At 56.1% G+C, this 23,518-nt stretch carries 24 protein-coding genes; 15 read left to right on the top strand and 9 right to left on the bottom strand.

Annotation, left to right across the window (positions count from 1 at the left end; translation table 11 throughout):
- Window positions 1–56: 56 nt before the first annotated feature.
- Both FBR45_RS14935 and FBR45_RS14940 read left to right on the top strand, forming a co-directional pair.
- Window positions 57–896, top strand: coding sequence for an N-acetylmuramoyl-L-alanine amidase family protein (locus FBR45_RS14935; protein ID WP_138504038.1), 840 nt, complete (start codon window positions 57–59; stop codon window positions 894–896).
- A gap of 173 nt (window positions 897–1,069) precedes the next feature.
- Window positions 1,070–2,065, top strand: a complete 996-nt coding sequence (locus FBR45_RS14940; protein ID WP_138503694.1) for an MlaD family protein — start codon at window positions 1,070–1,072, stop codon at window positions 2,063–2,065.
- Between the two features lie 127 nt (window positions 2,066–2,192).
- On the opposite strand, the gene FBR45_RS14945 is transcribed toward FBR45_RS14940, so the two are convergent.
- Entirely contained in the window at window positions 2,193–5,300 is a 3,108-nt protein-coding gene (locus FBR45_RS14945) for a VPS10 domain-containing protein (protein WP_138503696.1), read from the bottom strand.
- A gap of 280 nt (window positions 5,301–5,580) precedes the next feature.
- Here FBR45_RS14945 and FBR45_RS14950 point away from each other — a divergent pair, with 280 nt between their 5' ends.
- On the top strand, window positions 5,581–7,206 hold the full coding sequence (locus tag FBR45_RS14950; protein WP_138503699.1) for an acyl-CoA carboxylase subunit beta: 1,626 nt from the start codon (window positions 5,581–5,583) through the stop codon (window positions 7,204–7,206).
- 71 nt (window positions 7,207–7,277) lie between these two features.
- On the opposite strand, the gene FBR45_RS14955 is transcribed toward FBR45_RS14950, so the two are convergent.
- Window positions 7,278–7,475 (bottom strand): hypothetical protein, encoded by a 198-nt coding sequence (locus tag FBR45_RS14955; RefSeq protein ID WP_138503701.1) that lies wholly within the window; start codon window positions 7,473–7,475, stop codon window positions 7,278–7,280.
- A 326-nt stretch (window positions 7,476–7,801) separates the two neighbouring features.
- Here FBR45_RS14955 and FBR45_RS14960 point away from each other — a divergent pair, with 326 nt between their 5' ends.
- From FBR45_RS14960 to FBR45_RS14980, 5 genes are all read left to right on the top strand, one after another.
- Window positions 7,802–8,494, top strand: a complete 693-nt coding sequence (locus FBR45_RS14960) for a response regulator (RefSeq protein WP_077919409.1) — start codon at window positions 7,802–7,804, stop codon at window positions 8,492–8,494.
- A 10-nt stretch (window positions 8,495–8,504) separates the two neighbouring features.
- The gene (locus tag FBR45_RS14965) at window positions 8,505–9,869 is read left to right on the top strand and encodes a sensor histidine kinase (RefSeq protein ID WP_138503703.1); all 1,365 of its coding nucleotides are present in this window, start codon (window positions 8,505–8,507) and stop codon (window positions 9,867–9,869) included.
- 100 nt (window positions 9,870–9,969) lie between these two features.
- On the top strand, window positions 9,970–10,299 hold the full coding sequence (locus tag FBR45_RS14970; protein ID WP_129603419.1) for a hypothetical protein: 330 nt from the start codon (window positions 9,970–9,972) through the stop codon (window positions 10,297–10,299).
- Between the two features lie 77 nt (window positions 10,300–10,376).
- Window positions 10,377–11,162, top strand: a complete 786-nt coding sequence (locus FBR45_RS14975; protein ID WP_138503705.1) for a prohibitin family protein — start codon at window positions 10,377–10,379, stop codon at window positions 11,160–11,162.
- 23 nt (window positions 11,163–11,185) lie between these two features.
- Window positions 11,186–11,581: a tellurite resistance TerB family protein gene (locus tag FBR45_RS14980; RefSeq protein ID WP_138503707.1), complete on the top strand. Its 396-nt coding sequence runs from the start codon at window positions 11,186–11,188 to the stop codon at window positions 11,579–11,581.
- 103 nt (window positions 11,582–11,684) lie between these two features.
- Here the strand turns inward: FBR45_RS14980 and FBR45_RS14985 are convergent, their stop codons facing one another.
- The 3 genes from FBR45_RS14985 to FBR45_RS14995 form a co-directional block, all read right to left on the bottom strand.
- The gene (locus FBR45_RS14985) at window positions 11,685–11,873 is read right to left on the bottom strand and encodes a hypothetical protein (protein ID WP_077919404.1); all 189 of its coding nucleotides are present in this window, start codon (window positions 11,871–11,873) and stop codon (window positions 11,685–11,687) included.
- Between the two features lie 116 nt (window positions 11,874–11,989).
- On the bottom strand, window positions 11,990–12,604 hold the full coding sequence (locus FBR45_RS14990; RefSeq protein WP_138503709.1) for a hypothetical protein: 615 nt from the start codon (window positions 12,602–12,604) through the stop codon (window positions 11,990–11,992).
- 166 nt (window positions 12,605–12,770) lie between these two features.
- A complete protein-coding gene (locus FBR45_RS14995; RefSeq protein ID WP_138503711.1) occupies window positions 12,771–13,403 on the bottom strand; it encodes an NAD(P)H-dependent oxidoreductase in 633 nt (210 codons plus the stop codon).
- A 129-nt stretch (window positions 13,404–13,532) separates the two neighbouring features.
- On the opposite strand from FBR45_RS14995, the gene FBR45_RS15000 reads away from it, so the two are divergent.
- On the top strand, window positions 13,533–13,892 hold the full coding sequence (locus FBR45_RS15000; protein ID WP_138503713.1) for a winged helix-turn-helix transcriptional regulator: 360 nt from the start codon (window positions 13,533–13,535) through the stop codon (window positions 13,890–13,892).
- A gap of 42 nt (window positions 13,893–13,934) precedes the next feature.
- Here the strand turns inward: FBR45_RS15000 and FBR45_RS15005 are convergent, their stop codons facing one another.
- Both FBR45_RS15005 and gldD read right to left on the bottom strand, forming a co-directional pair.
- Window positions 13,935–14,348: a c-type cytochrome gene (locus FBR45_RS15005; protein WP_138503715.1), complete on the bottom strand. Its 414-nt coding sequence runs from the start codon at window positions 14,346–14,348 to the stop codon at window positions 13,935–13,937.
- 33 nt (window positions 14,349–14,381) lie between these two features.
- Window positions 14,382–14,972, bottom strand: coding sequence for a gliding motility lipoprotein GldD (gene gldD, locus FBR45_RS15010; protein WP_138503717.1), 591 nt, complete (start codon window positions 14,970–14,972; stop codon window positions 14,382–14,384).
- A gap of 109 nt (window positions 14,973–15,081) precedes the next feature.
- On the opposite strand from gldD, the gene FBR45_RS15015 reads away from it, so the two are divergent.
- Window positions 15,082–15,951: a YitT family protein gene (locus tag FBR45_RS15015; protein ID WP_077919398.1), complete on the top strand. Its 870-nt coding sequence runs from the start codon at window positions 15,082–15,084 to the stop codon at window positions 15,949–15,951.
- Between the two features lie 52 nt (window positions 15,952–16,003).
- Here FBR45_RS15015 and glpK read toward each other — a convergent pair whose 3' ends face one another.
- Window positions 16,004–17,515, bottom strand: a complete 1,512-nt coding sequence (glpK, locus tag FBR45_RS15020) for a glycerol kinase GlpK (RefSeq protein WP_138503719.1) — start codon at window positions 17,513–17,515, stop codon at window positions 16,004–16,006.
- A gap of 54 nt (window positions 17,516–17,569) precedes the next feature.
- Window positions 17,570–18,295, bottom strand: coding sequence for an MIP/aquaporin family protein (locus tag FBR45_RS15025; protein ID WP_138503721.1), 726 nt, complete (start codon window positions 18,293–18,295; stop codon window positions 17,570–17,572).
- Between the two features lie 110 nt (window positions 18,296–18,405).
- Here FBR45_RS15025 and FBR45_RS15030 point away from each other — a divergent pair, with 110 nt between their 5' ends.
- The 5 genes from FBR45_RS15030 (at window position 18,406) to FBR45_RS15050 (ending at window position 23,382) form a co-directional block, all read left to right on the top strand.
- Window positions 18,406–19,377 (top strand): zinc-dependent alcohol dehydrogenase family protein, encoded by a 972-nt coding sequence (locus FBR45_RS15030; RefSeq protein ID WP_138503723.1) that lies wholly within the window; start codon window positions 18,406–18,408, stop codon window positions 19,375–19,377.
- 249 nt (window positions 19,378–19,626) lie between these two features.
- Window positions 19,627–20,340, top strand: coding sequence for a MotA/TolQ/ExbB proton channel family protein (locus FBR45_RS15035; protein WP_077919614.1), 714 nt, complete (start codon window positions 19,627–19,629; stop codon window positions 20,338–20,340).
- A 100-nt stretch (window positions 20,341–20,440) separates the two neighbouring features.
- On the top strand, window positions 20,441–20,833 hold the full coding sequence (locus tag FBR45_RS15040; RefSeq protein ID WP_077919394.1) for an ExbD/TolR family protein: 393 nt from the start codon (window positions 20,441–20,443) through the stop codon (window positions 20,831–20,833).
- Between the two features lie 103 nt (window positions 20,834–20,936).
- Window positions 20,937–22,517: an FAD-dependent oxidoreductase gene (locus FBR45_RS15045; protein ID WP_138503725.1), complete on the top strand. Its 1,581-nt coding sequence runs from the start codon at window positions 20,937–20,939 to the stop codon at window positions 22,515–22,517.
- Window positions 22,518–22,560: 43 nt separating this feature from the next.
- Entirely contained in the window at window positions 22,561–23,382 is an 822-nt protein-coding gene (locus tag FBR45_RS15050; RefSeq protein WP_138503727.1) for a 3'-5' exonuclease, read from the top strand.
- Window positions 23,383–23,518: the final 136 nt, after the last annotated feature.

A 23,518-nucleotide genomic window follows, 5' to 3' on the forward strand; every position in this document is an offset into this window, starting at 1 on the left:
CGTTAAAAATTATTAAATCAACCGGTGTTCGGGCGTTGTTGCTGGCTCCCGGAAAAATGACAACCGGTTTGCTGATAACGCTGCCGCTTCTGGCCATGACCGTGGTGTCTCCGGAAGTTGTTCAGGCTGATCTGAATCAGGATACCATTCGCACCAGCCGGGAAAGCAGCGAGGAGTCTGCCGCCCCCAACCGGCTCCGCACCATCGTGCTCGACGCCGGTCATGGTGGTAAAGACCCCGGTACGCACGGCCGATATGCCAAGGAGAAAACCATTAACCTGGAACTCATATTGCAATTAGGCCGGAAAATTAAAGCAAATCATCCAGACGTTCGCGTTATCTACACCCGGGTTTCGGACCACTTCGTCGATTTATACGAGCGGGGGGCTATTGCCAACCGGAATCGGGCCGACCTGTTCATCTCCATTCACTGCAACGCCAGCCCATCCAGCAACCGGGTTTATGGCACCGAAACCTACACCCTGGGGCTGCACCGAACCCAGAGTAACCTCGACGTAGCCCGGCGCGAAAACGCCGTAATTCTGCAGGAAAAAAATTACCAGCAGACCTATAAAGGGTTCAACCCCAACTCGCCCCTGGCCACCATCATGCTGGCCAATTACCAGCATGCGTTCATGGAAAGCAGCATCAACTTTGCCGAAAAGGTAGAGCGCAGTTTTCGGCGTAATGCCGACCGGAAAAGCAATGGCGTAAAACAGGCCGGGTTTATTGTACTCTGGAAAACCACCATGCCCAGCGTTCTGATCGAGAGTGGCTACCTGACCAACCCGGCCGAAGAGCTGTATCTGAAGTCGGACGAAGGCCAGAAAACCATGGTCAACGCGATCTACAAGGCGTTTGAGCAGTACAAAGAAGAAATTGAAGCGAACGGGTAAACCAACGGTTAGCCGGGCGGAAGCCTCCTGACAAGACACAGGACGAATGGCGTAAAATTGCCGTTCGTCCTTTTTTCGGCGTTCAGGGGCACAAACAGGCGCCGAAGATGGTTATACGTTAAGTCTAATTGGCAGGTGTACCCCGAGCAAGGCGGCTCACCTTCTTCACACGCATGAAACTATCGCAGGAAGTAAAAGTGGGTTTACTGGCTGTCGTCTCGCTGATGATGCTTTATTTCGGATTCGAGTTCTTGAAAGGGTCCGATTTCTTCTCCAATAACCGGACCTATCAGGTTATCTACGACAACGTAGACGGGCTGACATCCTCCAATCCCGTACGGATCAACGGGTTGTCGGTCGGGCAGGTCAAATCAATCGATATTCTTCAGGATCAGGGTAATAAGCTACTGGTAACGGTGGAGCTGAAAAACGACATCCGGGTTACGCAGGGCTCGCAGGCTATTCTGGCCGACGATGGGCTGTTGGGCGGCAAATCGATTCGGCTGGTCGTTAAACCCGGCACGCCCCAGCTGGAAGAGGGCGGTCAGCTGGTTGCTACCAAAGAAACCGGCCTTACAGCCCTTATTCGCGAAAAAACCCTACCGGTGCTCAATAATGTCGACTCGCTGACGTACCAGCTCAATCGGGTAGTGGCTCAGTTTGACCAGACGGGCGTTGTGCTGAACAAGACACTGGCCAGCGCCAATGCTGCCGTTGGTACGCTCGATCTGACCATTGCCGAAAACCGCGCTGGCCTCCGAACCACACTCGCCAATGTGAACAGGCTGTCGGCTTCGCTGATCGAGACGGAACGCCAGCTTAAGCCTATTCTGGCTAAAGCCGATACGTTTGCCGACTCGCTGCAGGGCCTGCAGCTAAAGCAGACGCTCGGCAGCGTGAACAAAACCGTCGACAACCTGCAGCGGATTCTGGGCGACATCAACAAAGGTCGAGGTTCGCTGGGTAAACTGGCGTCTGACGAGCAACTTTACCGGAATGTAAACGCTACGACCGCCAGCCTCGAAAAACTCCTGACCGACCTGCGCGAGAACCCCAAGCGCTACGTTCATTTCTCGCTCTTCGGCCGTAAAGACAAAACCGGCGCGGCCACCGGGACGCAGCCCGCCAGCACAACAGACGTCACCAGCCAGGCCGATTCTACAAAGTAAAGCAAAGGCCGTTCCATCATGCCGCCCATTCCTTGGCCCGTCAGGATCTCTACCATATAGCGTCGGTAGGGGTCGACGGTATGACAGCGTCCGCAAGACCATGGTCTTGCGGACGGTCGGAAATCCGTTAGTTGACCAGGACAACGCCCTTATCTTTTGCCATCTGGTTAATGCGCATGAGGTTGGTTTCTATGGTCATTTTGAGCTTCCCCAGCTGGGCGTCTACTTCCTGCGTAAGCTGACTACGAACCTCTTCGCCCTGTTTGGTTGGGCGGAAGTCGCCCTGGGCCTGCTCACTCATGAGGTGCGCCAGCCGGTTGTTGAGCTTGATACCATAGTTGAGCGGGTCCTGCACACTCATGTTTTTGGTCTGGTGAATGTCGTTCTCAATGGTCTTGAGCTCGTCTTCAAACTTCTTAATGACGTCGTTTATGTCTTTGTTCTTCTCGTCGGAACCCATCTTGTTTTTGAGATAAGTCAGGTCTTCCTTGATCTTCCGGAGGTTGATGATGCCTTCGTTGGCTTCCGTTACCTTGTTCCGCACTTTCATCAGGAAATCGAACTGGGCCTGGTAATCGGCTGGTGTCGTTTTTAGGCGCGGATCTTTGAGAATCTCGAACGGCTGGGTCTGCGATTGCCCGTTTACCGTTAACCTGACCTGATAATTGCCCGGAACGGCTTTGGGGCCGAGGTTAGGCGATCCGTAGAAGACCATGCCGGGAAAGGTTTTATAGCCGGGGTAGCGCATGTCCCACACGAAACGGTCGCCCCCGGATTTGACCTTCAGCAGGTCGGCTTTTTCTTTCGCTTTCGTGCTGAACGAGCGGATCAGGGTACCGTTGCTTTCGAGAATGTCGAGCCTGACCTCCGCAGCCGGGTCAGTTTTTTTGATGAAGTAATGAATCAGGACGCCGTTGGGGTGATTTTCGCCTTCGAGCTGCGCGTCGCGTTTGCTGGTACCGGCCATGCGGTAGGTAGGCATCGGCTGGTAGAGAATGGCTTCTTTGGTGGCCAGGTCGCTCTTGAGCTGGTGCAGGGGCGTCAGGTCATCGATCAGCCAGAAGCTACGGCCGTGGGTGGCGGCAATGAGGTTATCGTTCTTGATGGCCAGGTCATGGATGGGTACCGGAGGCAGGTTGAGCTGAAGTTTAGACCAGCTCTCGCCATCGTCGAACGATACCCAGACGCCCCGCTCGGTGCCGGCATAGAGCAATCCTTTCCGCTTCGGATCGGCCCGGACCACCCGAACAAACTCGTCTTTGGGAATTCCTTTGGTCATCACCGTCCAGGTTTTGCCGTAGTCCAGCGTTTTGTAGATGTAGGGCGTGTAATCGCCGAACTTGTACGAGGTAGCGGCCACGTAAGCGCCCCCTTTCACGAACGGATTGACCTCCACCGAATTCATCATGTTGTACTTCGGCGACACGGAGGGGGTAACATTCTTCCAGGTTTTGCCGCCATCTGTGGTGACGTGGATCAGTCCGTCGTCGGACCCCGTCCAGATTTCGCCTTCGGTATAGGGCGACTCGGTAGCGGCAAACACGTTGGCGTAGTATTCGGCACCCGTGTTGTCCTGCGTAATCGGCCCGCCCGACGATTTGATGGTCTCGGGCTCTCCCCGCGACAGATCGGGACTGATCACCTCCCAGCTTTCACCACCCGTATAGCTGACGTGCAGATGGTTCGAGCCGGCGTACAGCTTCTTCGGGTTGTGCGGACTGAAAAAGACCGGGTAATTCCAGTTGAAGCGGTATTTCATGGCGTCGGCTCCCGAACCGGCAGGTAGGTCGGGGTGTACGTTGGTAGACCGCTCCTGCCCGGTAGCCAGATCCTGCATGGTCATGTAGCCTTTGTAATCGCCCCCAAAAACGACCTCGCTGTTGAGCGGGTCGGGCGCCAGGTGGGCACTTTCGCCGATGGCCAGCGCTACCCAGTCTTTTTCGGTCACGGAAGCGCTGCCCGTCCGGTGCGAAATCCGGACGCTGGAGTTGTCCTGCTGGGCGCCGTAGATGCGGTATGGGAAATGGTTGTCGGTCGAAACGCGGTAGAACTGCGCCGTTGGCTGGTTGTGGTAGGTTGTCCAGTGGTTGCCACCGTCGGTCGAGACCTGAGCACCCCCGTCGTCGGCAATCGCCATGCGCTGGTTGTTGGTCGGGTCGATCCAGAGGTCGTGGTGGTCGCCGTGGGGCGCGTTTTTCAGCTCAAAGGTTTTACCGCCATCTTTCGATACGCCGTAGCTGACGTTCATGACGTAGACAATATCCTCGTTCTGCGAGTCGGCATAGATACGGCAGTAGTACCAGGCCCGTTGTAGCAAAGCGCGGTCCTGATTGATGCGGGCCCAGGTTTTGCCGGCATCGTCGGACCGATACACCCCGCCAGCGTCTTTGTTTTCGATGATGGCCCAAACCCGGCTGGAGTTTTTGGGAGATACCGTTACGCCGATGATGCCGTTGATACCCGAGGGCATACCTGACTTGTCGGAGAGGTTTTCCCAGGTCTCGCCACCGTCGGTACTTTTCCAGAGTTTGGAGTCGGGCCCGCCACTGTCCATCCGGTAGCCGTTGCGTTTCATATTCCAGGTGCTGGCATACAGGATGCGTGGATTGTTGGGGTCGAGCACCAGATCGGCAGCGCCCGCCTGATCGTTGATGTACAGGACTTTTTTCCAGGTCTGCCCCCCGTCGGTGCTGCGGAAAATACCCCGCATCTCATTGGGTTTCCAGAGGTTCCCCATAGCCGCTACGTAGACCAGGTCGGGGTTTTTGGGGTGAATACGGATGCGGGCAATGTGTTTCGAGTCAGTCAGGCCGATGCGTTTCCAGCTGGTGCCGGCGTCGGTCGATCGCCACATGCCCGTACCCGAAGCCACGTTGTTGCGCAGGGTCTGCTCGCCTTCGCCCACGTAGATCACGTTGGGGTCGCTCTCGGCCACGGCCACCGCGCCAATGCTCCCGCCGAAGTAGGCATCGCTGATGTTTCCCCAGGTTTGGCCGCCGTCGGTTGTTCGCCAGACGCCCCCGCCAACGGTGCCCATGTAGTAGAGATTAGGGTTGCTGCTCACGCCCGTAACGGTACAGGAGCGCCCACCCCGAAACGGACCCAACTCCCGCCAGCGCAGCCCCTCGTAGGTGGCCGGGTCGAAGGAGACCGTTGCCGGTGTTTTTGGCGATTGACTGTAAACAAACTGGCTAACAAACAGCAATAAGAAAACGTAGAGGAAAGGTGGCTTCATAGGACGTATAGATTGAGGATAAAAAGTCATAAATGGCTCACAGAGAGGTGGCCTTTGTAATTTTCCTAAACTTACTGATTGTCGATAATTTAATCTGAAATTAATCTGTATTTCATTATTTTATATTGAAAAATCTACAAAAATCAAAATATGATGCTTGTCGGTCTGGCGGCTCGGCTTATTGTTGAACGTACATCGTTACGGACCGCCGGTGTTGGAGACGGCAACAACTCGCTTACTTTAGGGTTTTCTAACAGCCGATCTGGCCTACTCTTCATTCATGCAAACCCTTCTCGACGAACTCACGCAGCGCACCACCAAAACCCAGCTGGGCGGTGGACAAAAGAAAATAGATGACCAGCACCGCAAGGGCAAACTGACCGCCCGCGAGCGCATCGATTACCTGACCGATTCTGACCGTCCCTTCGTAGAGATCGGCTTGTTTGGGGGCGAGGGCATGTATGCCGAACATGGCGGCTGCCCGTCGGGAGGGGTGGTGGTGGGTATTGGCTACATCTCGGGGCGCCAGTGCGTCATTGTGGCCAACGATGCTACAGTGAAGGCGGGGGCCTGGTTTCCGATAACGGCCAAGAAAAACCTGCGCGCCCAGGAAATCGCGATGGAGAACCACCTACCCATCATCTACCTAGTCGACAGTGCGGGTGTTTATCTGCCGCTGCAGGACGAGGTGTTTGCCGACAAAGAACACTTTGGCCGAACGTTCCGGAACAATGCTCAGCTCTCGGCCATGGGGATACTACAGGTGGCAGCCATTATGGGAAGCTGCGTAGCGGGGGGCGCCTACCTGCCGATCATGTCCGACGAAGCGCTCATCGTGGAGGGTACTGGCTCTATTTTTCTGGCCGGACCCTATCTCGTAAAAGCCAGCATTGGTGAAGATGTGGATGCCGAAACCCTCGGTGGCGCCGTAACCCATACCGACATTTCGGGAGTCGTGGACAACCGCTATCCCGATGATCAGCGTTGCCTCGATGCCATCAAACGGATCCTGTCCCGGACAGGCCAGCGCGAAACAGCCGGCTTCGATCGCATCGAATCGGCTCCGCCCGCCAAAGAGCCGGCCGATATTTACCAGCTGCTGCCGTCGGACCGGGTTAAACCGTACGATATGCGCGAGATTGTGGATAGACTGGTGGATAAGTCGGAGTTCGATGCTTATAAACCAACCTACGGCCAGTCGCTGCTGTGTGGCTACGCGCGTATCGATGGCTGGGCGGTGGGAATTGTGGCTAATCAGCGCAAGGTGGTGAAGGCTAAAGTGCCGCGTCAGGGCGGGGCGCAGAGCCAGCCCGTAGAAATGCAGATGGGGGGCGTTATCTACGGCGACGCAGCCGATAAAGCGGCCCGGTTCATCATGAACTGCAATCAGAAACGGATTCCGCTGGTGTTTCTGCAGGATGTGTCGGGATTTATGGTCGGCAGCCGGGCCGAGCAGGGCGGAATTATCAAAGACGGGGCCAAGATGGTCAGCGCTATGGCCAACTCGGTGGTACCGAAATTTACGGTAGTGATCGGCAACAGCTACGGCGCGGGTAACTACGCCATGTGCGGGCGCGCCTATGACCCACGCCTGATGGTAGCCTGGCCCACCGCCCAGATGGCCGTTATGAGCGGGGCATCGGCTGCCAAAACCCTGCTGCAAATTCAGGTGGCTGCGCAGAAAGCCAAAGGACAGCCACTCACGCCGGAGCAGGAACAGGCCCAACTCGACAAAATCACCGACCAGTACAATGCCCAGCTATCACCCTACTACGCAGCCGCCCGGCTCTGGGTCGATGCCGTCATAGACCCGCTCCAGACCCGACAGGTTCTGTCGGAAGGCATCGCGGCTGCCAACCAGGCCCCCATCACCAAACCGTTTTCAGTGGGTATTATTCAAACCTAGCTGGTTCAACCCTGGCTTTTGCCGGCTCATTACGACCCTGGGCCCGTCCTGCCAACAGCCCTGGCGCCCGTTCAGACCGTTGGCAGGACGGGCGTCTCAATTAGAAACCAGGCAAGCAGAATAGCGACGAACAGGTACAGGAAACCGGCAATGGCGCACTTCACCCGGCAAAAGGTGCCCTGGTCGGTAGTGAGCGCTTCCCGCGCGAAGCTAACGGTCATGATGAGCTGACCCAGAATAGAGAGGATGACGAAAACAGGCAGATTCATGGCTGTAAAAACCGTACGTGAGAGGAGATGACCCGTGTAAAGTGATATTGACTAGTTGACTATCAGTTAACTATGCGTCGTGGCTGGTTCGTAGCAACCGAAAACGCGTTCTGCTGGTGGCGTTGCCTAATCTTACCACATGGGTAGTTGCAGTCACTGCCTATCTAAGACGTCTATTTATGAGATATGTAACATGGATTTAGTAGAATATTTGTTAAATTTTTTTCGGTGGGGTAAGCGACAGGTGAGTAAAGTGGGATATTTTGAAAGTAATACTATCATATTCCGGTTTGGTAGTACCTTTACCTCGTCAAACTGAATTGGTTATGAGCCTGTCGAAACCCAACATCCTCGTTGTCGAAGACGAAACGAAAGTGGCGCTTTTTCTCAAAAAAGGCCTGGAAACCCAGTCGTACAGCGTGACTGTGGCGGCCGATGGGCGTGAGGGGAAGCGACTGGTCGGGGCCGAACATTTTGATCTGGTTATCCTGGATGTCAATCTGCCGGTGCTGAGCGGGGTTGAACTGGCGCAGTATATCCGTACCCGAAATACACAGCTCCCCATTTTGATGCTGACGGCACTCGACTCCACGACCGACAAGCTGATGGGATTTGAAGCGGGGGCCGACGATTATTTGGTCAAACCGTTCGATTTTCTGGAGTTGCTGGCCCGCATCCGGGCTTTGCTGCGCCGGGCCACGCCCCCCGACGAAAGCGAGGCCGTACTGAAGATGGCCGATCTTGAGCTGGACCTGCGCGAGAAAGTAGCCCGTCGTATGGGACAAAGTATCGATCTGACCGCCCGTGAATTTTCTCTGCTCGAGTACCTGATGCGTAACCAGGGCCGGGTCGTGTCGCGGGTCGACATTGCCTCGCAGGTCTGGGATCTCAACTTCGACACGGGTACCAACGTGATCGATGTCTATATCAACTACCTGCGCAACAAAATCGACAAAGACGCCCCCGTTAAACTGATTCATACCGTAATCGGCCTGGGCTACGTGCTGAAACAGAAATGATCACTGCGCAATGACCATCCGCAATCGACTGACGCTGCTTTTTACGGCCATCGTATCGGGCTTACTGCTGGTATTCTGCGCTACGATCTACCTGGTTGCCGAACGGCATCGGGAGAACGAATTCCGCGAGCGCCTGCATGCCGAAGCACGAACCTCTGCCGAACTGCTGTTTGGGCCGGATACGATGGGGCGGCAGCTGTATAAGCTGCTGGACAAGAACCATATGACCGTTCTGAACGATGAAGAAATTATAATTTACAACCACCGGAACCAGATCGTTTTTGAAAGCGGAACCGACTACCTGACAGTATCGAAAAAACAACTCGACGACGTGCGGCTGCACAACAGCCTTTACTGGCGGGTAGGCCCGCGCGAAGTGGTGGGTGTCCGGTATTACGACCGCTACCACCGGCTGGTGGTGCTGGCGTCGGGCGTAGACAAGTACGGAGTCAGTAAGCAGCGGAATCTGGCCGGTTTGCTGACGGTGGGCTGGCTGCTGGCCACGGCCGTCGTATTTGGGGCGGGCCGGGTCTATGCCGGTCGGGCGTTGCAGCCGATTCGCCGGATTATCGATCGCATCGATACCATCACGGCCTCGCAGCTGGACCAGCGGCTGAAAGAAGGCCCCAACCCCGATGAGCTTACCCAACTGGCCCATCGCTTCAACCGGATGCTCGACCGGCTCGAAGATGCCTTTCAGCAGCAGCGTACCTTTGTCTCGCACGCATCCCACGAGCTGCGAACGCCCCTGACGGCCATTACCGGACAGCTTGAGGTGTCGCTGCTGGCCGATGATGACCTGACCGAGTTGCGCACAACCGTGGCCTCGGTACTAGACGACGTGCGTGATCTGAACCAGCTGACCAACGGCCTGCTGGCACTGGCTAATGTCAGCCTGGACGAAAAAGCGGTGGTGACGGGCCCGGTAGCACTCGACGAACTGACCGAACAGGTCAGGGAAGAGTTGCTTCGGCTTCGGCCTGGTTACAGCGTACAGGTCGTTACCGGGCCGGCCGCGTCGGGTACCGATGGGTTTTGGGTAACGGGTAACGAACCCCTGCTCCGAACGGCGCTGTTCAACCTGATGGAGAACGGCGGCAAGTTTTCGCCCAGCCACGAGGTGAACGTGCAGCTGACGGCCGACCGGCACATGATCCAGCTGACGGTCCAGAACCAGGGCACTCCCATCGACCCCAGCGAACTGCCTGATATATTCAAACCCTTCCGGCGGGGTACCAATGGCCGCGCTGTACCTGGCCACGGCATTGGTCTGTCGCTGACTCAGCGCATTATCCAGCTGCACCGGGGCCGCATCACGGTCGAGTCGACCGCAGCGCGCGGCACCACCTTTCAGCTGATGCTCCCACGCGCCTGAAGCGGGTGTTGCCTACTTTCTAATGGCTTTCTAACACGGGGTTAATGGGGCTCTAAAGCGGGTTGGAGACCTTTGTTTCCGCAACCGACCGCTAGTAGCCATGAACCAATACATTCTCGATTACTCCAATCCAGGCAGAGCGAAGCGCCGTTCTGGCCGCAATTTCCGGGCGCGGTTGCGCATGTATCGGGTCTATCGTCGGATGCTTATGCTGCTGAGCGGCCTCGTCTGTGGCATCTCTTTGCTCAGCCTGGCCCATCAGCGTACCGAAACGCAGCTGATTCAGCAGCGATACGATGCGCAGCTGATTCAGTACGACTCGTTGCTGGCCGCCAAGCTGGAAGTAGATCAGCAGCTGGCCAAGGTGTACCGCCGGCTGTCGCTCGAGCCCCGAACCGACCGCGTGCGCTACGCACCCAGCCGAGACTGACCACCGGCTGTTTTCGGTCGTGTGTATCCGGCAGGCGCCGATTCATCTAATCAGACCATCAATTTATCACAACAGCCATGAAACCGACCATCATTCTGCCTATTGGCTTGGCGGTACTAACCCTGAGCAGTTGCGCCATCGTCCGGCAGGGCGAAGTGGGCGTCAGACGAACGCTTGGGAAAATAAACCCGCAAACCCTGCCCGAAGGCGTACAGCTTTTTAACCCGATTCTGACGCGGGTCATCAAAATTCCGACGCGAACCGTCAATCTCGAAGTGCGTGCTCCGCTGCCTTCCAGAGAAGGCCTGACGGTACAGTCGGAAGTGTCGATTCTGTACCGCGTCGAAGGGAGCTATGCGCCCCGGATCGTGGAGCAGATCGGGCCCGACTACGCCGAAGTGGTCATACTGCCCGTGTTTCGCTCGGCCGTAGCGGATGTATCGTCGCGGTACTTCGCCAAGGATATGCATACCGGACAACGGGCCGATATTGAACGGTCTATCCGGGAGGTGATGATGACCCAGCTCAAAGATCGGGGCTTTCTGATCGAGTCGGTGCTGCTCAAAAGCATTTCGTTACCCGCGGGCCTGACCAAAGCCATTGAAGACAAACTCGCGGCTGAGCAGGACGCGCAGCGCATGCAGTTTGTGCTGGACAAAGAACGGCAGGAGGCCCAGCGCCGAATCATCGAAGCCGAAGGCACCCGCGACGCTCAGCGGATTATCAACGAAGGGCTAACGCCCATGCTGATTCAGTTCAAGGCCATCGAAGCCTTCAACAAGCTGTCGACCTCGCCTAATAGTAAAGTGATTATCACCAACGGTAACTCCCCCCTGATGCTGTCGGCAGGCAGCGTTCAGTAAACAACACATAAACCTTTAATCATATGGAAGCTAACAAAGTAGGTAGTAAAGCAGCGCCCCTGACCGCTGCGCCCGCCGATCTGTACCTGGGCCTGGGTAACGTTGTTTACGCGCTGGCCAAAGTAGACGGGCGTATTGATCCCGAAGAAACCAGGCTGGCCCGTCAGCTGCTGGGCGAACAACCTTACGGCGAGCTAGCGCTCCACACGTTTTTTTTGCTGGAGAACTGCGCCGTTCCGGTAGAGGAAGCCTATGATTTTGCGCTACGGCGGTTTGTCAACCACCGAAAATTTCTGACTGCGCCAATGGAAAAACGCTTTGTAAAGATCCTGCTGCAAATTGCCGAAGCGCACAATAACACATCTGCGCGGGAGCTGGAACTCATCCAGCGGTTCCGGCACGACCTCGGTCGTCTGTAAAAACCGCCTGGTACCGATGTGAAGTTACGTTCACAACACAGCCGCCTGATTGATAACCAGGCGGCTGTGTTATGAAGGAAAGCCGTTGATAGGCCAAGGCTGGCTAGTGCGTTTGAGTCGGCCAGGTTTCCAGACCGGCCGCAATGCGCAGGGCTCGCTGGGTATCCTCCCAGTAGAACCCGCTTTCGTAGCCGGTGCTCATACGGTCGCAGGTTTCGAGAAAGTCATTGGCTGCATCGAACCGCTCTTGCGGCAGCGATGACCGATCGGGTTGTTCAGTTGGAGCTTCCATGTCAGCTTGCTGGTAAATAGACATCCCAAACTCAGACCTGTCAACGATACAAGACGGTTATGCCGCTGTGTCTGGCTGATGGGTTGGCCGGCAAGCTAGGCTATTCTCAGGAGAATTTAGTATTTCTTACCGATGAGATAGTTGATCCCCAGTTGCGGCTGAATCAGCGGCTGATCCAGCCATTGCTGGTAGCTGAGGGCCAGATCGATCCGGAGTGTGGCGCTTATACCGGCACTCACCCCTGCTCCGCCCGAAAAAACACCTACTGATCTGGATACCCCTGTTCCGCGTATACGGGCCGTACCATTTATGGTTACAGGACCATTTGGGGTGTTGACTATACTCGTTGTGGTCTGGCTCTCGCCCCCGGATAACGATCGGCTCCCAAACTGGTAGGAGGCCGTCAGAAATGGCGAAAAACGGGTGCGGCTGATCTGGTAGCGAGCTATCGGCCCTACCGTATAGGTTTGGCTGCGAACCGACCTGAACCATTCCTGACTGCCCGACGCACCCAGTCCCAGCAGAAGCCGGTTGGCAATGAAATAGCCGGCATACAACTGGGCTGTACTGTTATTCTCCAGAATGAGACCTTTTGAATACCCCGCGTGTATACCCACTGACCAGCTCCCTTTCGCGTAAGCGGACGTAAACGCGTTGCCGGTTTTTGATGGCTGTTGAGCCTGCAAAGAACCACACAGGCATAGAAAACAAAGGAGCAGGGCTTTTTTCATGATGTGCGTTTAGCCCTCTAACGCAACACCGCCACGATTTTATTATACTATATTTATTACAAGGTAACTTTTCGTTATCTGTCGGCTGCAACCTGAAACAGCCGGGTGCCCTGATCGAACTATGCCAGCACCCGGCCGTTCAGCGTACCTGTTTTGGCTGGGCAGGCTATACCAGTTCCGTGAATAACTCCTCGTGTGGTTTACGTACTTTCGGTGCTTTAGCCAGAAAATCTTTGGCTTCGTCGCGGTAGCCGAGTGCCATCACCAACACGCTGGTGAGGTTCTTTCCGGGCAGGCCCAGCAATTCGTCGAGGGCGGTGGCGTTGAAACCTTCTATGGGGCAGGAGTCCACTTCTTCAACGGCGGCCGCTACCAGTCCGAAGCCCAGCGCAATATAGGCCTGGCGAGCGGTCCAGTTCCTGAGTTCATCGGCACTTCGGGTCAGCAGAGATCCTTTTATGGACGTGGAAAAGCCGTTCAGCGACTCGACGGGTATAGCGCGGGTTTGCGCAATGCGCTGCATGTAGGTGTCGATATGGTCGGCGCTTACCGTCAGCTGCGAGGCAAAAATCAGGATGTGCGATCCGTCGACGATCTGCGGCTGCGGACACGCCAGTTCGTGTATTTTGGCTTTCAGGACCGGGTCTGACACCACCAGGATTTCGTAAGGCTGGAGGCCAACCGAAGAGGCCGATAGCCGGATTGCTTCCAGAATGGCGTTTACTTTCTCCGGAGCTACTACCTGCCCGTTCATATTCTTGACGGCATAGCGCCAGTGGAGTGCATCGGCAAAATTCATATCTATATATTTAAAAGTTTGAAACTATTTGCCTGCAAAATTATGTATGCCCGATATGCAAAAGATAGCACTATCCCAAAGGATACCGGTATCCTTTGGGATAGTGATCATGCCTTAAAAACCAGGATTATGGTAGCCGAACACGGACAAACGATTAGCCAGGCCGAATGCAAGCATAAGCTGGGTGGTGTTCATGACGCGCTGTATGTGCTCAGCGGAAAATGGAAGCTACCCATCGTTATTGCGCTGCACGCGGGACCCAAACGATTTGGTGAACTGCAGCGAGTTATCGGCGACATTACGCCTAAGCTGCTGTCGAAAGAGTTGAAAGAGCTGGAAATGAACGAGTTTGTGAAACGTCAGGTATACGCCAGCACACCCGTCCTGATCGAGTACGAGCTGACCCAGTACGGCCGCTCGCTCGACGGTATCATTCAGGAACTTTGTATTTGGGGGATACAGCACCGCGCCCGGATTCAGTCCCGGTAAGCGACCCCGGTGGAGCAGGTGCCCTCAACCGGAAAAAGCCGCCTATTTTTTAGCCCGGACGGTTTTTACCTGGTCGGCAGTTACGGCCTCGGCCTTGTTGCCGAAACTGCTGCGGATGTAAGTCAGCACATCGGCAATTTGCTGGTCGCTCAGAAAATCGTGGGCGGGCATCGCGTTGTCGTAGACCTCGCCTTCGATCTCCTGGCCCTGTAAGCCGTTCAGCAATACGTTGATGAGCCGGGTTTTATCGCCCGTGACCCAGGCGGTATTGCGCAGGGGCGGATTCAGGTTCGGTACGCCTGAGCCGTTGGCCTGGTGGCAGGTAAGGCAATGTTGCTCGTATAGCAGTTGGCCGGGCGTTTTGGTAGCCACCCTGGCCGTTGAAGCTGGTTTGGTAGTCTGGGCCATAACCCCGGATACGAGGAGGCAGAAAAGAAAAGCAAGCCGTTGTTTCATAGTTGTGTCGATTACCGCAGCTGGTTAGCCCGGTCAGCGCCATTTCAGGGTATTCAGCAGGTGCAGAACGTCCTTGCGAATATACTGGATGACGGGCTGTAACGAGTCGTTTTGGGTAGCGGTGTTGAAGTATAACGCGCCCCGCAGGAAATGGGTTGTTGAATCGGTAACGACAAACTGTACCTGGCTCGGCACCTCGCCCGACAGATCGATCAGGCTGGCTTCCATGCCGGATTTGAGCCGGATCTTGCGCTGCTCAATGGCGTAGGCTTTGATGTTATGCCGCGCGGCCAGCTTGTACGAATCTTCGAGCATGGCCCGCAGGCGGTTTACGTCATGGCCAACCGGTTTGTAGGTCAGCTGCACACTGGCCTGAAAAGCCGGGTAATGAATAAATATCCAGTGTGGTTCTGATCGGGCAAACGTATCGGGCAGAATCCGGGCTATTTTATTGTAGTCAAACTGGTACGGGTGGGCTGGCGGCAGCGGCTGATAACGCGCAACGGGCAGATCGATGCGGGGATACCCTTTGGGTTTGGGTACGTAGGAATCAGACCTATCGGTACCACAGGCTGCCAGTACGAGCAGAAACCCAAACAATAAGCAGGAGCGAAGGTGTTTCATAAGAAGTGCAATGCTAAACAAACGTTTACGGTTCCTGTCTTATTTCTCCTGATTCCCAAACCTAAATAAGCGTTCGGGTCTTTTAAAGATGAACAATGCTGACTAACCAATGAAAAAACGCCCCGCCTGGTTTGCACCCGTGAAAAATTTTATCCTGATTGTAGCCGGTATTTTGAGTGCCGGTATGGGTCTCAAGGGCTTTCTGCTGTCGAGCCGCTTCATTGACGGGGGCGTTACGGGCGTCTCCATGTTACTGGCCGATATACTCAGCCTGCCGCTGGCGGTGCTGATTCCAGCCATCAATTTACCCTTTATCGTGCTCGGTTACCGACAGATCGGTGGTCCCTTTGCCATCAAAAGCGCCGTAGCTATTGCCGGATTGGCGGTGTGCGTGGCCGTGGTACCCTACCCCGACGTTACCCCCGACCTGCTGCTGACATCTGTCTTTGGCGGCTTCTTTATCGGGCTGGGTATTGGTCTGGCCATGCGGGGCGGGGCCGTGCTGGACGGTACCGAAATAGCGGCTTTACTGATCAGTAGAACCAGTAATTTGTTGAAGATCAGTGATGTTATCTTGCTGATGAACGTGGTAATCTTCGGCCTGGCCGCTTTCTTTCTGACCATTGAGCAGGCGCTCTACTCCATTATCACCTACTTTGCCGCTTCCAAGATGATCGATTTCCTGGTGCACGGTCTCGAGGAGTATACGGCTGTGATGATCGTTTCGCCCCAGCACCTGCTTATTCATGATCAGCTGGCCGAGATGGGCTGGGGGGTTACTGTGCTGGCTGGCCATCAGGGTTATGGCAAACATGGCGTACGGGAACAGGCGCAGGACGTGCTGTATACGGTAATTACCCGGCTGGAAATAGGACGGCTCAAAGCCATCATCAACGAACTTGACCCCAACGCTTTTGTGATCCAGTACGGCATCAACGACGTGTCGAACGGAAAGGTGAAAAGTATGCCGCTGCATTAATTTTTCGCATCGGGTGCAGATACCCTGGGTATCTGCACCCGATGCGAGCTGGTCAGGCGGGGTCTTCCCAGCCGAACGACCGCTCGATGGCTTTCTGCCAGCCGCGCATGAGTTTCCGACGCTGGTCGTCGGCCATGGTCGCTTCGTAGGTGTGCGCAATGCCCCAGTTCTGCCGTAAATCATCGAGTCCGTTCCAATACCCAACGGCCAGTCCAGCGGCATAGGCGGCTCCGAGGGCTGTGGTTTCGGTCATGCGTGGGCAGATGACGGGGCCGTTCAGGACATCGGCCTGGAACTGCATCAGCAGGGAGTTGACAACCATTCCGCCATCCACGCGCAGGGATTTGAGCGACACGCCCGCATCCTGTTCCATAGCCCGCACTACGTCGACGGTCTGATAGGCCGTCGCTTCCAGCACGGCCCGGGCCAGGTGGCCTTTGGTCACGAAGCGCGTCAGGCCGGCAATGACGCCACGTGCATCGGCTTTCCAGTGGGGAGCGTACAGGCCCGAGAACGCCGGTACGAAATAAGCCCCGCCATTGTCATCGACCGAGCGGGCCAGGGCTTCGATATCTGTACTTTTCTTGATGATACCGAGGTTGTCGCGCAGCCACTGCACCAGGGCGCCGGTGATGGCAACCGAACCTTCGAGCGCGTACTGGGTTGGCTGGTTCTCAAACTGATAGGCTACCGTAGTCAGCAGGCCGCAGGTAGAGGGGCGTAGCTCGGTGCCGGTGTTCATGAGCAGGAAGCAGCCGGTGCCGTAGGTGTTTTTGGCCTGCCCTGGTTCATAGCACGTTTGCCCAACCAGAGCCGCCTGCTGATCGCCCAGGATACCCGCAATCGGAACCCCCGGCAGGACCTCCGAAGCCACCGTGCCATACACGGCGCTGCTGGGCCGGATGTCGGGTAACATGGCGCGGGGTACCGTGAAGGCGTCGAGCAGGGCGTCGTCCCAGTTCAGGGTATGCAGGCTCATCAGCTGGGTCCGGCTGGCGTTGGTAACGTCGGTGAGGTGTAGCCCGCCCTGCGGCCCGCCCGTCAGATTCCAGACTACAAACGAGTCCATGTTGCCGAAAAGGGCGTCGCCCCGCTCGGCATCGTCCCGCAGACCAGGCACATGATCGAGCAGCCACTTCAGCTTCAGGCCACTGAAGTAGGTAGCCAGTGGCAGGCCTGTTTGTTCACGAAACCGGTCCTGACCGAGTTCGCTGGCAGCCGCATACTGATTGACCAGATCGCCGGTGCGCGTATCCTGCCAGACAATGGCGTTATGATAGGGTTTGCCGGTTCGGCGGTTCCAGACAACGGTGGTTTCGCGCTGGTTCGTGATGCCCACGGCCACGATGTCCTGCGTCGACAGTTTAGCTTTGATCCGCGCCAGCGCCACCACTTCGAGCGTGTTTCGCCAGATTTCTTCCGGGTTGTGTTCGACCCAGCCAGGCTGCGGGTAAATCTGTTTATGTTCTTTCTGGGCCAGCGAAACGATCTGACCCTGCCGGTCGAAAACAATGCAGCGGGTGCTGGTGGTACCCTGATCGATAGCGGCTACGTAGGTAGGCATGAGAAGGCTGAGATTACAACGATAAAAAAAAGACAGGTAGGGTAGATGCGGGTGCTACAGGGCGTACCACCGGATCAGCAAGCCACCGAGAAGAGCGCCCGCCAGCGGTCCGGCCACCGGAATCCAGGCATAGGCCCAGTCTGACGAGCCTTTTCCCGACACGGGTAGTACGGTATGCGCCAGGCGCGGCCCAAAATCGCGGGCGGGGTTGATGGCGTATCCCGTTGTACCCCCCAGCGACAGACCAAGGCTCCAGACCAGTACACCTACCAGATAAGGGCCGACACCAATAGCTAGCTCGCCCAGATTTTTGGACGAAATACCGGCCAGGCCGAGGATCAGTACCAGCGTACCGAGCGCTTCGCTGAAGAAGTTGGCACCCAGGCTCCGGATGGCCGGCCCCGTACCGAAACACGCCAGCTTGTCGAACGGGTCGGGCGTGGTGGCCCAGTGGGGCAGGTACTGTAGCCAGACCAGCGTAGCGCCCAGAAAGGCACCAATCAGCTGGGCCGAGATGTAGGGCAATACGTGGCTGTAATCACTGGTGGCTACGGCAAAGGCAACGGTTACGGCCGGGTTCAGGTGCGCATCGACGCTGCCGAAGGCTTTGGCCACAAAGACGCCGATAGTTACGGCAAATGCCCAGCCTGCGGTAATCACGATCCAGCCCGAGGAATTTCCTTTTGTTTGTTTTAAAACCACATTGGCCACGACCCCGTTGCCCAGCAGCAGAAGCACCATCGTGCCAATTAATTCACCCAGAAAAGGAGAGGTTGTCATTCAGACGGTAGTTGGGAGCCGACAGCAGGAGACTCATGAACAAGGAGCTGGTACCGACTGGCGACTGAGTTTAGGAATAGTTTGTGCGAATTAAGTGATATTTTTGGCGTATGAAAAGCATCCTATTCGAACAAACGGGTAAGCCCGCCGATATTCTCAACGTTACAGACGTCGCCATACCTGAGCCTGGACCCAACGAAGTACGCATCCGGGTCGTTGCCAGCCCCATTAATCCGTCCGATATCATGTTCGTACAGAACCTGTACGGCATTCGGCCACAGCTGCCGTCGGGGGCGGGTTTTGAAGGGATGGGCGTCGTGGATGCCGTCGGCGAAGGGGTACAGATGCGCACCGGCGTCCGGGTTAGCTTTACCGGCGTCGGAACCTGGGCCGAGTATGCCATTGCACACCAGCGCAGCCTGATTCCGGTGCCCGATGCCATGACCGACGAGGTGGCGGCTCAGCTGTTCGTCAATCCCTTTACGGCCTATGCTATGGTAAAAGACTCGGGTGTAGCCGAGGGTGGCTGGCTGATGCTGACGGCGGCCGGTTCGGCGTTCGGTAAAATGGTAATTCAGCTCTGCGCCATGCGGGGTATAAAGACCATTGGTACGGTTCGGCGTAACGACCTCAACGACGAGCTGAAAACCCTGGGACTGACCGAAGTAATCAATACTGAAACGGATGATCTGACCGCCCGGGTAAAACAGATTACCGGGGGCGCCGGTGTGAGCTGCGTGCTCGACGCGGTCGGTGGTCATACGGCCTCGCAGGCCCTGACCTGCCTGGGTAAAGGCGGAACTATGCTGGTTTACGGCCTGCTCAGCGGGCAAGACCCGACTATCAGCGTAGGGTTAATGATCTTCCGCGAGCTGACCATCAAAGGATTTTGGCTGACGGACTGGATGCGCCGTGTAGACAGCGCGACCCGGCAGGAGGTGGCGCAGAACGTGATCTCGCTGCTATCATCGGGTGCAATTCAGCTACCCGTCGAAGCGACCTATTCACTCGATCAGATTACGGAAGCTGTTGCCCACGCCGACCGGCCCGGGCGATGGGGTAAGATACTCATCAAGCCGTAATGACTCATGCACACCCTGGCCGTGGTCAACAACCCGGCCAGGGGTGTTCTGGTCAGCGCAGCACCGTAAAACCGGTGGCTATTCGACCCGGTTTCTGGTCCGTATAGATGAAAAACGGACAAAGTCTATTGTAGGCTGAACCACTTTCTACAGCCTTCGTTATCTTTGACAACAATATTGGACGAAACCGGGGCGTTTGTTCCTGAAACGACTGCCGGTCAGTCTGATCCACTTACTCACAAAGACCGTATGCTCCTGCTTCAGGTTCCGGCTGTTGACACCACGGCCGCATCGCTCTCGGCCACCTCGGCGGCTGCTCAACCCCAAAGTCTGCAATTATTCGATCTCGTTGCCAAAGGCGGCTGGGTCATGATTCCTATTGCGTTCCTGTTCTTCTCTGCGTTGTACCTGATCTTCGAACGGCTTTTCGTTATTCGGTCGCAGACCCGCTCCGATTCCAATTTCATCGACAACATCCGCGACATGGTAGCGCAGGGGAATGTGAAGTCGGCCGAGTCGTTTGCCCGTAACCAGCGGACTGCCATGGGGCGTGTGTTCGAGAAAGCTATTGGCCGGATCGGCTCGCCGATCAAAGAGATCGAAAGCACCGTTGAAACCGTTGGGCAGATCGAACTGGCCCGGCTGGAACGGAACATGGGCTACCTGGGTATCATTGCCGGTATTGCGCCCATGCTCGGGTTTATCGGAACAATTTCGGGGATCATCCGGATTTTTTACGACATCTCCCTTTCCGACAACATCAGCGTCGGTATCATTGCCGGCGGTCTGTACGAGAAAATGATTACCTCGGGGGCCGGTCTTATCGTAGGGGTAATTGCCTACACTGGCTATCACCTGCTGAACATGATGATCGAACGGTTTACGCTCACCCTCGAAATGAACGCCTTCGAGTTCATCGAGGTTCTGCAGAAACCTACGGCCGAAACCGCCCGGATGCGCTAATCCGTAGCACCGGCTGGCACATCGAATCGTCAGATTCGGTACGGACCAGCGGCTACCTAACTTCTTTCACCGCCAGTTCTTCCGATCGGGCATTACGTGTATGAAACTCCGACGAAAAAATAAGTTTGCGGCCGAAGTGGCAACCTCGTCGCTGAACGACATCATGTTCTTTCTGCTGTTGTTCTTCCTGATCATTTCAACGGTTGCCAATCCAAACGTGATCAAGCTGATGCTGCCCAAGGCGGCTTCGTCTCAGCAGCTCAGCAAGAAACAGGTAACCCTCTCGGTCGATGACAAGAAACAGTATTACATCGATAAAAAACCAGTTGATCCGGCCAACCTCGAAAATGAGTTGAAGACGATCATGGCCGGTATTGCCGAACCAACCGTGGTGGTGCGGTTCGATAAGTCGCTAACGGTTCAGGATCTGGTCGATGTGCTGCAAACGGGCGCTAAACTGAATATACGGATGGTCATGGCCACCTCAAAATAATCACACAAATCGATAGTTTGAAGTCGGTGCCGCTTATAGCGGCACCGACTTTTTTTTAACCATTCGGCACTAACAGCTAGTTATTAGGGCAAACGTTCAGGATATGACAACCAACTACGCCGAAGCTGCAGTATGCCGGGTCGATGATCTGGCCGATGGTGACATGAGAGAAGTTCAGGTGGGCGACAAAGCCGTTTTACTCGCCCGTGTGAATGGAGAGTATCACGCGCTGCATCCGCAATGTACTCATTACCAGGCTCCGCTGGCGAAAGGGTTGCTGCATGGTAACCGGCTGGTCTGCCCCTGGCATAACGCCTGCTTCGACGTTCGTACGGGTCACCGGCTCGAAGCCCCCGCCCTGAACGGACTGCCCAAACATGCGGTGCGTATCGAGAACGGTCAGGTCATCGTTCAGCTCACGACCGACAGCGAGAGCGTAGAAAACCCCATGGCTGAGCCCGATCCGGCATCGACAGACACCTGCGTCATTGTGGGTAGTGGCGGAGCGGGTGCGTTTGCGGCCGAGGGGCTTCGCGAAGGCGGCTTCACCGGCCGGATCGTGATGCTGACGGCCAGCGAGGAAGCCCCTTACGACCGTCCCAACTGCTCAAAAGATTACCTCCAGGGCGAAGCACCCGACGAGTGGATGCCGCTTCGGACTGACGAATTTTACCAGACGCATCATATCGAGATCCGTACCGGCCAGCGGGTCGTTTCGCTCGACCCATCTACCAAGACCATAGAGCTGGCATCTGGCGAAACGCTAACTTACCAGCAGGCAGTGCTCGCCCCGGGCGGCTCTCCCAATCCCTTGCCGGTACCCGGCGCCGGGCTGGCGGGCGTTTATACCCTCCGGAGCCTGCACGACAGCCAGCTGTTGCGGGATGCGGGGCAGCCCGGCAAACGGGTGGTCGTGATTGGCAGTTCGTTTATAGGGCTGGAAGCGGCCATGAGCCTGCGCAAACTTGGCTGCGAAGTCGATGTGGTTGGCCGGGATACCATTCCTTTTCAGAAAATTCTCGGGCCAGCGATCGGCCGGGTTATCCAGGGATGGCACGAAGAGGCAGGCATCCGGTTTCACCTCGGTACTGAAGTGGAGCAGTTGACCGGCGACACTACGGTTCGGGAGGTTGTGCTGAAATCGGGCGAGTCGCTGGCAGCCGACATAGTGTTGGTAGGGCTGGGCGTTAAGCCGCAGACCGCGTTTGTGCGGGGCGTAGACCGGCAGGACGATGGAGGAATACGGACCGACGAGTATCTCCGCATTGCGCCCGACCTGTATGCCGCCGGCGACGTGGCCGTGTACCCGATCGGCGACGGGGCACAGCGCATCGAGCATTGGAAAGTGGCGGGCCAGCAGGGGTATGTGGCCGGTCTGAACATGGCCGGTCAACAGCAGGCCTACCAGCAAGTCCCGTTTTTTTGGACTAACCAACACGGAAAGCGAATTAACTATATTGGTCATGCCGACTCGTTTGACGACATCATCTACGACGGCGATCCCGAAAAAGACGACGCGTTTCTGGCGTTCTACGTCGCCGGTGATCAGATTCTGGCCGTGGCCGGGCTGAAACGCGACGTCGATATAGCTATTATCCGGGAACTGATGCAACTGGGGCGGTTGCCGTCGGTCGCGTCGGTCCGGGCCGGGGTAAACTGGACCAGTGAGTTGAAAAAAGCCTGACAATCGGCTTACCTTTGTAGCCTTACCGTGAATCGGTTTGGTTATGACGCATCAACTTGTACTTCGTAAGCCGCTTGCTTTCTTCGATCTGGAAACAACCGGTATCAATACCGCCAAAGACCGCATCATCGACATATGCATCATTAAAGCATTACCCGGTGGCGAGGTTGTCAGCAAAACGCAGCGTGTTAACCCCGGTATACCGATCCCGCTCGAAACCAGTATGATTCATGGCATCTACGACGATGACGTCAAAGATGCCCCTCCTTTCAAAGCCGTTGCGCGCACGCTGGCCCAGTTTCTGGAAGGCTGCGACCTGGCTGGCTTCAACTCCAACCGGTTCGATGTGCCGCTGCTGGTCGAAGAATTTTTGCGGGCTGGTGTAGACTTCGATGTCAAAAACCGCCGGCTGGTCGATGCGCAGCGGATTTTTCATCTCATGGAGCCTCGTAATCTTACGGCTGCCTACAAATTCTATTGCGACAAGGACCTGATCGGCGCGCATGGTGCCGAAGCAGACACCATCGCCACGCTCGAGGTGCTCAACGCGCAGGTACAGCGGTACTCGGGACGGGTGGCCCGGACCGATAGCGGGCAGGATGTCGTGTTCGACAATGACATGGATATGCTTCACAGCCTGACCGCCAACCGAAACGTAGACCTGGCCGGACGGATTGTCCTCAACAGCGAAGGCATTGAAGTATTCAACTTCGGCAAGCACAAAGATCGGCCCGTTCTGGACGTTTTGCAGAAAGAACCAGCTTTCTACGACTGGATGCTGAAGGGCGAATTTCCGCTTGATACCAAACGACGCCTGACCGAAATAAAACTCAGGATGTTCAGCAATGTGAACGGGAAACGGTAGCTGATCACAGACCGGCAGAGGCCCCCCGGCCCGTCAGGTTCGACGAATAGCGTATAAACTTCTGTTTCACTGCTTCATTGGGAGTTCCACCAATATCGAATAATCTTTACCTTTGCGGCACTTTCTACTAACCGGC

The organism is Spirosoma lacussanchae (assembly GCF_005870035.1).
Classification (GTDB): Bacteria; Bacteroidota; Bacteroidia; order Cytophagales; family Spirosomataceae; genus Spirosoma; species Spirosoma lacussanchae.

Excerpts from the sequence above, each read along its gene's own strand:
- FBR45_RS14935 (WP_138504038.1), top strand. The coding sequence starts at position 57 with ATGACAACCGGTTTGCTGATAACGCTGCCGCTTCTGGCCATGACCGTG.
- FBR45_RS14940 (WP_138503694.1), top strand. The coding sequence starts at position 1,070 with ATGAAACTATCGCAGGAAGTAAAAGTGGGTTTACTGGCTGTCGTCTCG.
- FBR45_RS14945 (WP_138503696.1), bottom strand. The coding sequence starts at position 5,300 with ATGAAGCCACCTTTCCTCTACGTTTTCTTATTGCTGTTTGTTAGCCAG.
- FBR45_RS14950 (WP_138503699.1), top strand. The coding sequence starts at position 5,581 with ATGCAAACCCTTCTCGACGAACTCACGCAGCGCACCACCAAAACCCAG.
- FBR45_RS14955 (WP_138503701.1), bottom strand. The coding sequence starts at position 7,475 with ATGAATCTGCCTGTTTTCGTCATCCTCTCTATTCTGGGTCAGCTCATC.
- FBR45_RS14960 (WP_077919409.1), top strand. The coding sequence starts at position 7,802 with ATGAGCCTGTCGAAACCCAACATCCTCGTTGTCGAAGACGAAACGAAA.
- FBR45_RS14965 (WP_138503703.1), top strand. The coding sequence starts at position 8,505 with ATGACCATCCGCAATCGACTGACGCTGCTTTTTACGGCCATCGTATCG.
- FBR45_RS14970 (WP_129603419.1), top strand. The coding sequence starts at position 9,970 with ATGAACCAATACATTCTCGATTACTCCAATCCAGGCAGAGCGAAGCGC.
- FBR45_RS14975 (WP_138503705.1), top strand. The coding sequence starts at position 10,377 with ATGAAACCGACCATCATTCTGCCTATTGGCTTGGCGGTACTAACCCTG.
- FBR45_RS14980 (WP_138503707.1), top strand. The coding sequence starts at position 11,186 with ATGGAAGCTAACAAAGTAGGTAGTAAAGCAGCGCCCCTGACCGCTGCG.
- FBR45_RS14985 (WP_077919404.1), bottom strand. The coding sequence starts at position 11,873 with ATGGAAGCTCCAACTGAACAACCCGATCGGTCATCGCTGCCGCAAGAG.
- FBR45_RS14990 (WP_138503709.1), bottom strand. The coding sequence starts at position 12,604 with ATGAAAAAAGCCCTGCTCCTTTGTTTTCTATGCCTGTGTGGTTCTTTG.
- FBR45_RS14995 (WP_138503711.1), bottom strand. The coding sequence starts at position 13,403 with ATGAATTTTGCCGATGCACTCCACTGGCGCTATGCCGTCAAGAATATG.
- FBR45_RS15000 (WP_138503713.1), top strand. The coding sequence starts at position 13,533 with ATGGTAGCCGAACACGGACAAACGATTAGCCAGGCCGAATGCAAGCAT.
- FBR45_RS15005 (WP_138503715.1), bottom strand. The coding sequence starts at position 14,348 with ATGAAACAACGGCTTGCTTTTCTTTTCTGCCTCCTCGTATCCGGGGTT.
- gldD (WP_138503717.1), bottom strand. The coding sequence starts at position 14,972 with ATGAAACACCTTCGCTCCTGCTTATTGTTTGGGTTTCTGCTCGTACTG.
- FBR45_RS15015 (WP_077919398.1), top strand. The coding sequence starts at position 15,082 with ATGAAAAAACGCCCCGCCTGGTTTGCACCCGTGAAAAATTTTATCCTG.
- glpK (WP_138503719.1), bottom strand. The coding sequence starts at position 17,515 with ATGCCTACCTACGTAGCCGCTATCGATCAGGGTACCACCAGCACCCGC.
- FBR45_RS15025 (WP_138503721.1), bottom strand. The coding sequence starts at position 18,295 with ATGACAACCTCTCCTTTTCTGGGTGAATTAATTGGCACGATGGTGCTT.
- FBR45_RS15030 (WP_138503723.1), top strand. The coding sequence starts at position 18,406 with ATGAAAAGCATCCTATTCGAACAAACGGGTAAGCCCGCCGATATTCTC.
- FBR45_RS15035 (WP_077919614.1), top strand. The coding sequence starts at position 19,627 with ATGCTCCTGCTTCAGGTTCCGGCTGTTGACACCACGGCCGCATCGCTC.
- FBR45_RS15040 (WP_077919394.1), top strand. The coding sequence starts at position 20,441 with ATGAAACTCCGACGAAAAAATAAGTTTGCGGCCGAAGTGGCAACCTCG.
- FBR45_RS15045 (WP_138503725.1), top strand. The coding sequence starts at position 20,937 with ATGACAACCAACTACGCCGAAGCTGCAGTATGCCGGGTCGATGATCTG.
- FBR45_RS15050 (WP_138503727.1), top strand. The coding sequence starts at position 22,561 with ATGACGCATCAACTTGTACTTCGTAAGCCGCTTGCTTTCTTCGATCTG.